Raw genomic sequence first — 12,702 nt, forward strand, 5'->3', positions numbered from 1 at the left:
TTTATACCTGATTATTTGGCTTTAAAGTATAAACAAAAGACAGGCGGAGGAGAAAGCTCGTTTTATACTTCTGTTACTCTACCAAACTGCTTCTATATCGTAAATTACTTCCTGAATCTGATCTGTGGGCAAAACGTGTTTGCTTCTGCGCATATCCAGCACGGTAATATTATCAGGAGATACCTGCAGTAATTTACCGGCCAGTACTACCCTGCTGCGCAACACCACCTGCACTGCCGATTGTTCCAACAGTTCCGGAGCATGTTGTTGTAGCCTGGTTCCGGCTATACGAATCTGGCGTTTGCCCATTTGATTTTGCTGGCGAAAGTATAGTTTATCGCCTCCGTGAAGTTAAGCTCTTTTTCTGAGATTTGAAATTTAGCGCTTGAGTAGCTGGTCGTATTTGGAGCGGTTGGTTGGGTCTGCTTCCGTTAACAAAGTATAAGCTGCCTGCTTATCGGCTGGCGCGGCTGTTTTAAACATGTTCAGTAACTCATCCGACTTTGCCTCGAAGAAAGAACGAACTATAGCTGCACCTGGTTTCTGTTTGTTCAGGCGGTTTACTTCCTGTAACACTTCCAGCACTGATTTACGTGCCTTCTCCGGGTTCTCTGCCATCATATCCAGCCCATGGCGGTGCATTTTATAGATGCCCTCCCGGAAACCTGCGAATTGAGGGTCCTGCAGGTTATCGATGATCCAGTAGCGGTTTCGGTTGCTGTCAAATGCTTTCCAGCCCGGGTAGTTAGTACCCTGCGAAGCAGCCAGGTTTACCACACTTCTTGCCTTATCAAATGCCGGTCCGCCCCCCATTCTGCCAAAGCTGTCGTTATCCATCCCGATGATCAGGTAAGCGTAAAAAGCCAGCATCGAGGTAAGGTTAGAGCTATAGTTGTTCTCGGCGAACTGTAGCAACTGTGCATTGCTATACTCAAACTGCCAGTCTTTATCTATAAATGTAAAAAGCGTAGATTCATAACCTGTACCATAGGCTGGCCTCACAGAAACCACCTGCACATTAGCCTTAAATATCCCGATCTGCGGCATCTCTGTCAGGTTTATAAGCAGGCGGCATTTAATACGCTCTTCTGCACCATAAGACTGGTTGCTCCAGCGCTGTGTGTTCATCAGCTCTTCTATGCGGGTCTGCATTTCAGTAAACAGCTGTCGGTCCGTAGACTGTATCTGGTCACTGTTTACTACCACGTCACATAGCAATTCCTGAGCTTTCGCTCCAAGCGCAGCTATACTTAGCATTACCAGCAAAAGAAGTTTCTTAGCCATGTAGTCGGTCCCAAACCAGGTTTACAATATCCTGTGCCACCTCAGTCTTCTGTTTCAGTTCAAAAGCAGTTGTTTTATCAGGCTCTATAATAGTTATCTTATTGGTGTCATGCTTAAAACCAGCGCCTTCATCCCGCAGCGAGTTCAGCACGATCATATCCAGGTTCTTTTTCTTTAGCTTTTCGGCAGCGTTAGCACTTTCGTTATCTGTTTCCAGGGCAAAGCCGACTGAAAGCTGCCCCGGCTTTTTCTGTTTACCTAAAGCTGCCGCTATATCAACGTTCTTAACAAGTTCTATTGTGAGTTCGTTGCCCGCTTTCTTAATTTTTTTATCGGCTACTACCTTTGGTTTATAATCGGCAACGGCTGCTGCATACACAAGTATATCAGCTTCATCAGCACGTTCCATCACAGCAGCATACATTTCGTCGGCGGTAGTTACAGGTATAACTGTTATACTTTGACTTTCCGCTTTTTGAGTAGTAGGACCTGAAACCAGGTATACTTTTGCTCCGCGGGCAGCAAAGCAGGCAGCCAGTGCAAATCCCATTTTACCTGTAGAGTGGTTGCCTATAAAACGAACCGGATCTATAGGTTCGTAGGTTGGGCCTGCTGTTAGCAATACGGTTTTGCCTTTAAACGATCTTTCCTTCACGGGCAAAAAAGTTCTGAAGTACCTCTACTATTTCTTCCGGCTCAGCAAGCCTGCCCTGCCCTACCAGCCCACTTGCCAGTTCACCATAACCTGCTTCTATAATGTGGTTGCCATAGCTGCGCAGCTTCGCAAAGTTTGTCTGAACAGATGGGTGCTGGTACATATCCAGGTCCATGGCCGGTGCAACAAACACAGGACAGCGTGCTGATAAGTAAGTTGCAGAAAGCAGGTTATCGCAAAAGCCGTTGGCAAACTTGGCCACTGTGTTGGCACTGGCCGGGGCAACTACCAAGGCATCGGCCCACAAGCCAAGCTCCACGTGGTTGTTCCAAAGGCCGCTTTCATCTTTTACAAAACTGGTAAGTACAGGCCGTTTAGAGAGCGTAGCCAGTGTGAGCGGGGTTATAAACTCAGAAGCAGAAGTGGTCAGGATTACCTGTACTTCTGCTTCTGCTTTTACGAGTTGGCGAACCAGCAGAGCAGCTTTATAAGCAGCTATACTTCCGCAAACTCCCAATATTATCTTTTTATGCCGGAGCATGTGCTGCAATTACAGCGTTTCTTCAGTTGTTCCCTCTTCTTCAGGGTTACGCAGGTATACTTTTCCTTCCAGGAACTCCTCAATAGCTAGGCTGGTTGGCTTTGGCATACGCTCGTAGTATTTAGAGATTTCGATCTGCTCACGGTTCTCGAACACTTCTTCCAGGTTGTCTACAGTTGTAGCAAACTCGGCTAATTTAGAGTTCAATTCCTCTTTCAGCTTCACAGATATCTGGTTAGCTCTTTTAGAGATAACTGCCACAGACATGTATACGTTGCCGGTCTGCTCTGCAAAATCGGCCATGTTGCGTGTTACAATTGATGATGGAACTGATGCCATATGTATATACTTAAGAATTTGCTTGATTTTTTTTCTCTGATTTAATTCGCTCCAGCTCTGCCAGTGCGTTGTCGTAGACCTGACCGGCAGTACGGGTAAATTCGCTTTCCGGATACTGATCTACAAAATTCTGGTAAAACTCTACTACTTCGTAGTAACGATCTTCCTGCTTATCGGCCACACTCTGCTTTGCATACTCATACTGCGACTCTATTTTTAAATAGGCAGCTTCTTCAGCAAACGGCGAAGACGGATATTCTCTCATAAAATTGGTAAGAGCAACAACTGCAGCTTTATAACGGTGTATTTTATAGTATAGCTTTGCGCTATCAAATGCTTTCTGGTCTAGTTTGCGGCTCAGGTTATCAAGAATCTGGTTTGCTTCTGCTACGTATTCGCTCTGCGGATAACGCTGTATAAACTCCTGTACCCCTTCCATGGCTGTAAGCGTGCTTGCCTGGTCCTGCTCATAGTTCGGCGACTCATTGTACAATGATTTCACCTGCATAAACATCGCCTTTTCAGCTTTCTCGCTACGTGGATACGTGGTATAGAAATTACGGAAATAGGTTTCGCTGAGCAGGTAATTACCCAGCTCATAGTTAGCACTTGCCTGGTAAAACAAGGCATCTTCAGCCTGTTCGGTACCTGTAAGCAGTGGTGTAACAGCATCTAATAGCTCGCCTGCACGGTAGTAATCACCTTTCTCGTAATACTTTACGGCAGCTTCATACTTTTTCTGTACATCGTTGCTTTTCAACAGCTTCTGATAATTACTACAGCTTGCAGCTGTCAGTAACAGGGCAAAAAGTACAACGATATGGGAAAATCTCTTTTTCATGAACAGGCAAAATTATACAATATCCATATGATTTACAACTATGAACCAAACCAACTTAAATAAACATAAATGTGCCTGGCTACTGATTTCGCATTAATCCTCCGCGCCGGTTGCTGGTTTGGTTTTTAGCAGGTGTGTCACGTTTCTTTTGCTGCGTTCCTGTCTGCTGTTTTGGTTTGGCTGCTTTTTTAGGAGTAGTTTTTTTAGGAGCCACAGCAGCACGCTTGGCAAATACCTGTGGTTTGCTAGGCCTTAATTCTTCCAGCCAGGTAAAACCTTCCAGTTGTTTGTCTGTAGGTTTAAGTTCGTGTGGCGGTATAAAATTCGCGTCCGGATTCACCAGAAACGAGATCTTGTTCAATTTATTTTCTGCGAACTGCAATACCATGTTACTACAGATGGCTTTGTTCATACCGGTCACGGTTGTATCACCTTCCAGGGCAAAGTATAAACTCTCGCCATTACCATTCACGTTTAGTCGCTTCAGATCGCCATTGGTAAAATATGCAATCATGTTCCGGCCTTTTACCTGGTTATAGTTGCTCAGCGTATCTTCTGAAGACATAAAGGCATTGCTGTACATGTACATGCGGTCGATGGTCTTGTTGCGCAGGTAAACATGTATGGTATCAGATACGAGCTGGTTCTTCTCACTCCAGAGCACAGGTTTCACGTTCATGTGCATTACGGAGTCGGTGCGGTTAAAGCTGAGCGAATCACATTTCCCCTGCAGGTCTGATTTAAATATCTTTACATTATTAAAAGCGAAGAGCATGCTTTTACCTGTTGCCCCTTGCGCTTCTTTCGAAATCAACGAATCTGCTGACAAGTACAGCGTATCATCCTTCATGATACTTTCCATAACAGGGCTGCCCGAAACTTTTGCTATACCACGGTCGCGCCAGTAGCGGCCCAACTGCCCGCGCACTGTTACATCATCTTTCAGCGATCTGAGCGACACATTCTTTCTGGCAACACCATAACCCGTGTTCTGGTCATAGTAAAGTTCATCGCCACCTAATCTATATTCCGGCGTCAGGATGTAGGCATTTTTCCCGAAGTTCGAGATTTTTGAAATTGTATTGTAAGTTCCCTGTTCAGCGTACAGATCACCTTTTTCTCCTTTAATTACCGTTGGCCCGGCAAAGTATACTACCTTACTTTGCGTATTGTAGCGCATGTTCTGGGCGGTAATATTATAATCGGCGGTGGTAACCTTAACATTCTGCTGAAAAGTAAATTCCTTGGTATTGGTATTGTAGGAGCCCTTCCGGCTTTCCAGCCTGTTTTCAGGGTCTACAATAGTTCCGCCTTCGGTATAGGTAGCTGTTTTGGTGTTCAAGTCATAATCCAAGCTGGGCGTGGTCAGATTCATGCGTGGATCCTGCATGGTTACATTCCCGCTCATTCTGGCTGTTCTTTTTATACCATCATAGGTCGCACGGTCGCCTGTTATAGTCAGCGTATCTCCCTGGTTAATCCGCACATTGCCAAATGCCTCCAGAATATCTTTGTTGTCGCCATATTGGTACACAGAATCAGCATAAAGAAAGGTATCGCGTTGTTTAAAGCGTACATTACCAAGCAGTTTATCTATCCGGCGGCCATTAAAAGTCCCGCCTTTCAAACTATCTGCACCAATAAGCTCTACCCTACCCGACTGCTGTTGCCTCGGCTGTTCCTGCTTAGGCCTGGTTTGCTGGGGTACAGGCTGCTGCTTTACCTGCGGCGGGCGACCAGGCTGCCTTCTCAGCTGTTGCTGTCCGAAAACCGCGAGGGAAATCAGGGTAAAGACAATAGAAAACAGTAATTTTGTATACTTCATTCTTTTAATAGATTCAAGACTTAAGACACAAGACATAAGATTACTTCAGAAAGAGGAATTAAACCCCAGTATACTTTGATATAGTCTTGTGTCCTGTGTCTGACATCCTGTGTCTCTTTATACTTCAAAATTAGGAAAAATTTACCAGCCGCTGCTTATGCTACAGAAAGTTTCAGGTTTTATACAATCTCATACGCTTTGCCAGCCAGAGAGTAAAATTTTAGCAGCCGTGAGCGGCGGCATCGATTCGGTGGTGCTTTGCGAAGTGCTGCATAAACTTAAGTATAACTTTGCTATAGCGCACTGTAATTTCGGGTTACGCGCTGAAGACGCAGAGGCAGATCAATTATTCACTAAAAAGCTGGCTAAAAAGTACGATGTGCCTTTTTATACAGAGAACTTTAACACCCGTGCCTTTGCCGAGCAGGAAAAACTTTCGATACAAATGGCTGCACGCACACTGCGTTACCAGTGGTTTGAGCAGGTTCGCCAGCAGGAAGGCTATGGTTATATAGCTACTGCCCACCATAGCAACGACACAACCGAAACCATATTGCTGCACCTGACCAAAGGCACAGGTATAGCCGGCCTGCACGGCATTCCGGCAAAAAACGGAAACATTATCCGACCTATGCTTTCGGTTTCCAAAGACGATATTTTTGAGTTCGTAACGGAGCACAGGCTGATCTGGCGTGAAGATGTGTCGAATGAGACAACCAAGTACCAGCGTAACAAGATACGCCATGAGGTTATACCTGTACTTAAGGAGATTAACCCAAACCTGGAGGAAACCATGCTACACACTGCTGAGCGGGTAAGCCACGCCGAAAGTATAGTTACCGCCTATATCGGGAACCTCCGCAATCAAAGTATTAAAGAAGCTGAAAATGCAACGTATATTTCGCTGAGGCCGCTGCAAAATGCCACGGGCTTACCGGTTGTGCTGCACGAGCTGTTACGTCCGTTCAATTTCAGTTATAGTGTGGTGCTGGAGTTAGTGGATGCACTGGAAGGGATATCAGGAAAGCAGTTTGACTCGCCAACGCACACTTTAGTTAAAGACCGCGACCAATTGGTAATCACCACCCGTAACCTGAGTAGTTTCGGAAGTATAGTTATAAACGAAGGCGATGAGCAGGTTGAGGCGGGGAATGTATACTTTCGTATAAAATACATTGATGCAGATAAGTATAAGCTAAACCCCAAACCACATGTAGCCGCGTTAGATGCTGAGCAGTTAAAATTTCCGCTAAAATTACGTACCTGGCAGGAAGGTGACTGGTTTGTACCGCTAGGCATGAACGGCAAGAAAAAGATCAGTGATTTCCTGATCGATAAAAAAGTACCGGCTAACCTTAAATCTCAAACCCTAGTATTAGTATCCGACCAGTCGATAGCCTGGATCGTGAACCAGCGCCTCGATAACAGGTTTAAGGTAACAGACAAAACACAAAAAGTGGTGGAGATATCTTTAGAGAGACGCTAGATAGTAGATTTTAGACGTTTGATTTTTTTCAGCTAAGATGTTTAACAAACTTTTATAGTCTATTATCTAATATCTAACGCCTATTGTCTGTCATTAATAATAGATTTTTCTAATTTTACCGGAATTAACCGAATTCTCAAACTAACATAAAGTATATCCGATAATGAAAGTAACTGTAGTTGGAGCTGGTAACGTTGGTGCAACTTGCGCTGATGTTTTGGCTTACCGCGAAATCGCGAACGAAGTAGTTTTAGTGGATATTAAAGAAGGTTTTGCTGAGGGCAAAGCGCTTGATATCTGGCAGAAAGCCCCTATCAACCTTTACGATACGCGCACTGTAGGCGTAACGAACGATTACAGCAAAACTGCTGGTTCTGATGTAGTAGTTATCACGTCTGGTTTGCCACGTAAGCCGGGCATGACCCGCGACGACCTTATTTCTACGAATGCAGGCATCGTAACATCAGTAACTGAAAACATTGTAAAGCACTCTCCTGATGCTATCATCATTGTGGTGTCTAACCCACTTGACGTGATGACTTATGCTGCACATATTACTTCTAAGCTGCCGCGCACAAGAGTAATGGGTATGGCTGGTATCCTGGACACTGCGCGTTACAGAGCGTTCCTTGCTGAGGCCCTGAACGTATCTCCAAAAGATATCCAGGCGGTATTGATGGGTGGCCACGGCGACACCATGGTTCCGCTTCCGCGTTACACTACAGTTGGCGGTATCCCCGTAACGGAGCTTATCGATGAAGAAACGCTGAACGCTATAGTTGAGCGCACTAAGAATGGTGGTGGCGAACTGGTGAAACTGATGGGTACTTCTGCCTGGTATGCTCCAGGTTCAGCAGCTGCCCAGATGGTAGAAGCTATCGTACGTGATCAGCGCCGCGTGTTCCCGGTTTGCGTGAAGCTTGAAGGTGAGTATGGTATTGATGGCGTATACCTAGGTGTACCAGTTATACTTGGCAAAAACGGTATCGAGAAGATTATCGAACTGCAACTGAACGAAGACGAGAAGCAACTGCTGGAAACATCTCGCGGTCACGTGAAAGAAGTTATGGACGCGCTTGACAATATCAACGCTGCCAAAGCTTAAGTATAAAATTACTTATTGATAACAAAAAAGCCGCTTCTGAACAGGAGCGGCTTTTTTGTTTTATAGGCTTAGCTAGTATCAGCTTAATTTATAGTTTCGGCCCTACTATAGAAACTAGCTATACTTTGATCTTATTCTTCTTTATAGTTCTGAAATACTTACGGGCAGCTTTGTCATCTTCTTTTAGAGTAATTACAACGACTCCATTACTGCCTCTTTCACCGAAAGCATCCTCAGCCTTTTGTCCTTTCAAAACATTTACATTTACTATCCAATTCGGGTCAATCTCTGAGTAATCATCAATTTTATAGTAGTCCTCCTCATCCTGCACAACAATTAGTGGACCTTTATTTTCACTTTGATGATATGGGCCAGAGTAAGCACCTGTGTTTAGCTGACTCATTATCTTATTATCTTCAGAGTTGCCCTGTGCAATGGCAGAACCTGAAATTAACGCCAGAATCAGTATTAAGCTTGGAAGTATAGATTTCATAGAACAAGTGTATGGTTGAGACATATTTAAAAGGTAACTATAAAATTCTATAAAACCTATTCCTTCTGACTTGCCTGGAACAGCTTCTGTTTTTCTTCTTTAGAAAGGCTTTCGTATCCTGAGCTGGAGATTTTATCAAGTATAAGGTCAATCTCTTTCTGGCTTGGCTTACCTACAGTGGTGGTAGCGCTACCATTGGTTCTGGTAGAATAAGCGCTGGTCCGGTGGGTTACTTTTAATTTTGGTTTACGACTAAACAAGCCACCGAAGAAATTAAATATAGCATGTAAAGGTCGGCCCATGTCGTTGCCTCGCTGTAGTTGTTTTATAAACAACCAGCCAATTAAAGCTCCGCCTAAGTGCGCAATGTTACCACCCGCATTATCGCCAACTGCCCCCGACATAGAGAGCAACACCAGGAACAAAGCAATATACTTGATACGAACCGGCCCGATCAGCAGCAGATTAAATGTATAGTTTGGCAGCAAGGTGGCTGCCGCTACAACTATGGCCAGCACACTCGCCGATGCTCCGATCATAACGGAATTAGCAGCCCGATCTTCGAAGTATGGAATAAAGTTGTAGGTAAGTAAGTATAACAAACCACCGGCAATACCGCCAAGCACATACAAACTCAGCAGTTTTTTATCGCCCAGGTATTCCCGTATCAGTTGCCCGAACCAGTACAGGTTAAGCATGTTAAAAATGATGTGCAGAAAGCCTTGGTGGGTAAAAAAGTAAGTAATAATTGTCCAGGGGCGGGTAATGAACACCATTGGGCTGGAATGCAGCTCAATAAAGCTCATTATTAAATTATATGCACCCGGCCCGGCTGTAAAGGTAAGCAGCAGGCGCAGCACTATCAGCACCACAAACACGATCACGTTTATCAGTATCAGCTGTTTGAGCGTGTTGTTGGGCTGACGGAAGGTATCTTTTATATCTTGAAGTATACTCATGTAAATAGATGCTCTGTAGGAGACTTAAGCGACAAGGGTACCAGATAAACCAGGCATGTACCTCAACAACTATGTTCGTGTCGCAGGAGTTCTATACTTAATACTCGCTGTAATCGTTTCGCCCCCACATTTTTATGAGTATATACGCAAACAGCATTCCGCCGAGGTGTGCAAAGTGTGCTACATTATCGCCTGCCACACGGTTAAAACCAGTATATAGTTCATATGCTCCGTACAACAGCACAAAGTACTTAGCTTTTATAGGTACAGGCAGAAACAGCAGGAAAAGCTCCAGGTTCGGGAACAGCATACCAAAAGCCATCAGGATGCCAAATACCGCTCCCGAAGCACCCAGCATCGGACTGTTAAAAATAGCATCGTATACTTCTCTTACAACAGATTTGCTTTCTTCCACATACTCTGTCCTGTCTGGGTTACGCTTCATGGCAATTGCCAGCTGGCGACCAGAACTCTCCTTCAGGTGCTCATCCATGTAGTTATTAAAGGCTACAGGGCTTGGGTTCTCAATATAAGCGACTGTATCGTGGCGCAGTTCGCTCAGTTCATACGCACGCACACCAGAATAAAGTATACTTGCTCCCAGGCCTGTAATCAGGTAAAAAGCCAGAAAACGTTGTGAACCCCAGAACCGCTCCAGCATTGGCCCGAAAATGAACAAGCTGAACATATTACTAAATAGGTGCCCCCAGCTGCCATGTAAGAACATATGCGTTATAAACTGCACAGGGTTAAAGTAATCGGAGGCAAAGTGGTAGAGCGCAAACTGACGGGCATCAAACAAGCTACCCTGAAGTATAAAAACTACCACGTTGATGATCAAGAGGTTCCTGACCATAGGGGTTATATTGAACATGTTTTACGTTGTTTTGAAGTATAAATTCTGCTTACGTAAACAGCCCGAAATCTATACTTTAGTTGCTGCCGTTTGATTAAAAAGAGCAATCAGCAGGTCTACAATCAGAAATTAATTTTTCTGGAACAGCTCATGCAACTGGTTAAGCTCCATGATTACAAGCGTCTTCTGTCCGGCTGGCGTATAGTTTGGCACCTGGCAGGCAAAGAGCTTATCTACTAACGAGTTCATCTCCAGTTCCGACATGCGGGTTTGTAACCTGCCTGCTAATCTTTTGGCCATGGCACGCGCGAGGTTCTCTCTTCTATCTAACTTCAGGGTGGCCAGATTGTTTTTATATTGCTCTACCAGTTCCTCCAGAAGTTCCTTTTCATTGGCAGCCTGTACATCGGCAGGTATGGCATTAAGTATAATAGTGTTACCCCCGAAATCTTCGAACTGAAAACCCAGCTCCAGGAACTCTGCCTTTAATTCTTTTACCAGCGCAGCATCAGCCGGAGATAATTCTATCGTTTGCGGGAACAGCAATGCCTGAGAGATGACAGCTTTCTTCTGCAGCGATGTCACATACTTCTCATACAAGATCCGTTCCTGTGCCGCCTGCTGGTCTATGACCATAATACCAGATTTTACTTGTACCAACAGGTATTTCTGGTGCACCTGCAGCGTTTTATTGGATGTAGCCGGACTAGCATCTGCAGCGAAAGCATCATCAAGCAGGTTTATACTTGCCGCTGATGAAATGCGCTCTTCACCTGTTGGTTGGTTATGCATTGGCTCGTATAGTTGCTCCCACCCTGCCGAGCTTACCCGTTTAGGTGCCGACGCTGGTGCCGAAAAACCTGAAGAAAATGTGGTACGCTCCTGCTCAAAAGCATTCTCGTTGTTCTGTATGCGTATTGGCTGCAACGGCGCAAAGTTCACATCCCCATCAAAGTCCAGCGATGGAGCAATGTTGTGCGCACCCAACGATTTACGAACAGCCGAATGCACAATGGCGTACACCGTTTTCTCGTCGTCGAACTTTATCTCAGTCTTGGTCGGGTGTACGTTTATATCAATCTTATCCGGCTCAATATCAATAAAGAGCACATAGAACGGGTAACTCTCTTTTGGCAGCAAACCTTCGAAAGCCGTCATGACGGCATGGTTCAGGTAGCCACTTTTTATAAAGCGGTTATTCACGAAAAAGAACTGTTCGCCACGGGTTTTCTTGGCAAATTCAGGCTTGCCAATGTAACCACGTACGCTCAGGAATGGGGTTTCTTCGTCGCAGAGCGCCATCTGCTCTTTATAGTTGTTCCCGAAAATACCGATAATACGCTGGCTCAGCTTAGCCGATGGCAGGTTGAAAACTTCTACTTCGTTATGGTACAGCGAGAACGCGATCTCCGGGTAAGCTAATGCTACTCTTTGAAATTCATCGAGTATATGGCGCATCTCCACAGCATTGGTCTTCAGGAAATTACGTCGCGCCGGCACATTATAGAACAGGTTCTTAACGGCTATACTTGTACCTGATGGTGTAACAACCGGCTCCTGGGTAACAACAGCTGAACCCTCCACTAAAAGACGCGTTCCGGCATCGGCACCATGTGGTTTGGTTTTAAGCTCTACCTGCGCTACTGCACCAATAGATGCCATTGCCTCACCCCGGAAGCCCATTGTACGTATACGGAACAGGTCCTCTGTGTTTTTGATTTTGGATGTAGCGTGGCGTTCAAAACACATACGGGCATCGGTTTCGCTCATGCCAATGCCGTTATCTACCACCTGTATTAATTGTTTGCCTGCCTCCTTCACGATCAGTTGCACACTGGTTGCCTTTGCATCAATGGCGTTTTCCAGCAATTCCTTCACTACAGAAGCAGGTCTTTGCACTACCTCACCGGCAGCGATCTGGTTTGCTAAGTAGTCTGGCAGTAAATTTATAATATCGGGCATCCGGTATTTGCTAATAAAATCAAACGATTTGGCAAAAATCTGACCTGCTCAGAAAAGCGGCCGGATTTTTAAGTTTTACTAATTTGTAAAAACAGAACTTATTCTGAAGAAAATTTATTACTAATTTACAGACCGATTAAAAAAAGCCTCAGAATTCTAGAAGAGAATGATGGCTTATAACCTTAAATTTGCAAAATTAGCGTGTACGGATTAAGGGTCACAGGTCGTTATCAAAGAAAGGCACCTACATACACTATACTTTAAGTATAGCCACTCACTCAGTTCCTTTGAGTTTACAGGTTGCCTTCTGAGATTGTTCAGACTCGCTGAATATACCCATAGTACCTATAACCGCC

The 12,702-nt window shown here is 44.8% G+C and carries 13 protein-coding genes; 2 read left to right on the forward strand and 11 right to left on the reverse strand.

Annotated elements, in window-relative coordinates:
* Positions 1 to 78: 78 nt before the first annotated feature.
* The 7 genes from MJ612_RS10645 to MJ612_RS10670 all read right to left on the reverse strand — a co-directional run bounded on the left by MJ612_RS10645 (position 79) and on the right by MJ612_RS10670 (position 5,485).
* Positions 79 to 309 carry a hypothetical protein gene (locus tag MJ612_RS10645; protein WP_187033456.1) on the reverse strand — a complete coding sequence of 77 codons (231 nt, stop codon included), beginning with the start codon at positions 307 to 309 and terminating at the stop codon, positions 79 to 81.
* Between the two features lie 69 nt (positions 310 to 378).
* Positions 379 to 1,284, reverse strand: coding sequence for a type IX secretion system protein PorD (porD, locus tag MJ612_RS10650; RefSeq protein WP_187033457.1), 906 nt, complete (start codon positions 1,282 to 1,284; stop codon positions 379 to 381).
* Positions 1,277 to 1,939 (reverse strand): bifunctional phosphopantothenoylcysteine decarboxylase/phosphopantothenate--cysteine ligase CoaBC, encoded by a 663-nt coding sequence (gene coaBC, locus MJ612_RS18410; protein ID WP_317233045.1) that lies wholly within the window; start codon positions 1,937 to 1,939, stop codon positions 1,277 to 1,279. Before coaBC ends, porD begins: the two co-directional genes overlap by 8 nt.
* Positions 1,920 to 2,480, reverse strand: a complete 561-nt coding sequence (locus tag MJ612_RS18415; RefSeq protein WP_317233046.1) for a flavoprotein — start codon at positions 2,478 to 2,480, stop codon at positions 1,920 to 1,922. The genes coaBC and MJ612_RS18415 overlap by 20 nt, the downstream gene beginning before the upstream one ends.
* Before the next feature lie 9 nt (positions 2,481 to 2,489).
* The gene (locus tag MJ612_RS10660) at positions 2,490 to 2,819 is read right to left on the reverse strand and encodes a DNA-directed RNA polymerase subunit omega (protein WP_187033458.1); all 330 of its coding nucleotides are present in this window, start codon (positions 2,817 to 2,819) and stop codon (positions 2,490 to 2,492) included.
* A 10-nt stretch (positions 2,820 to 2,829) separates the two neighbouring features.
* Complete coding sequence (locus MJ612_RS10665) at positions 2,830 to 3,660, reverse strand: outer membrane protein assembly factor BamD (protein WP_187033459.1); 831 nt, start codon at positions 3,658 to 3,660, stop codon at positions 2,830 to 2,832.
* 79 nt (positions 3,661 to 3,739) lie between these two features.
* On the reverse strand, positions 3,740 to 5,485 hold the full coding sequence (locus MJ612_RS10670; RefSeq protein ID WP_187033460.1) for an OstA-like protein: 1,746 nt from the start codon (positions 5,483 to 5,485) through the stop codon (positions 3,740 to 3,742).
* A gap of 157 nt (positions 5,486 to 5,642) precedes the next feature.
* Here MJ612_RS10670 and tilS point away from each other — a divergent pair, with 157 nt between their 5' ends.
* Both tilS and mdh read left to right on the forward strand, forming a co-directional pair.
* A complete protein-coding gene (tilS, locus tag MJ612_RS10675; RefSeq protein WP_187033461.1) occupies positions 5,643 to 6,971 on the forward strand; it encodes a tRNA lysidine(34) synthetase TilS in 1,329 nt (442 codons plus the stop codon).
* Between the two features lie 163 nt (positions 6,972 to 7,134).
* Positions 7,135 to 8,076 (forward strand): malate dehydrogenase, encoded by a 942-nt coding sequence (mdh, locus tag MJ612_RS10680; protein WP_187033462.1) that lies wholly within the window; start codon positions 7,135 to 7,137, stop codon positions 8,074 to 8,076.
* A gap of 118 nt (positions 8,077 to 8,194) precedes the next feature.
* Here mdh and MJ612_RS10685 read toward each other — a convergent pair whose 3' ends face one another.
* The 4 genes from MJ612_RS10685 to mutL form a co-directional block, all read right to left on the reverse strand.
* Positions 8,195 to 8,593 carry a hypothetical protein gene (locus MJ612_RS10685; protein WP_187033463.1) on the reverse strand — a complete coding sequence of 133 codons (399 nt, stop codon included), beginning with the start codon at positions 8,591 to 8,593 and terminating at the stop codon, positions 8,195 to 8,197.
* A gap of 32 nt (positions 8,594 to 8,625) precedes the next feature.
* Positions 8,626 to 9,528, reverse strand: coding sequence for a rhomboid family protein (locus tag MJ612_RS10690; protein ID WP_187033464.1), 903 nt, complete (start codon positions 9,526 to 9,528; stop codon positions 8,626 to 8,628).
* Positions 9,529 to 9,625: 97 nt separating this feature from the next.
* On the reverse strand, positions 9,626 to 10,384 hold the full coding sequence (locus MJ612_RS10695) for a rhomboid family intramembrane serine protease (RefSeq protein WP_250419120.1): 759 nt from the start codon (positions 10,382 to 10,384) through the stop codon (positions 9,626 to 9,628).
* Between the two features lie 129 nt (positions 10,385 to 10,513).
* On the reverse strand, positions 10,514 to 12,346 hold the full coding sequence (mutL, locus tag MJ612_RS10700) for a DNA mismatch repair endonuclease MutL (RefSeq protein ID WP_187033466.1): 1,833 nt from the start codon (positions 12,344 to 12,346) through the stop codon (positions 10,514 to 10,516).
* Positions 12,347 to 12,702 lie beyond the last annotated feature (356 nt).

Origin of the sequence: Pontibacter deserti (assembly GCF_023630255.1) — a bacterium.
Classification (GTDB): domain Bacteria; phylum Bacteroidota; class Bacteroidia; order Cytophagales; family Hymenobacteraceae; genus Pontibacter; species Pontibacter deserti.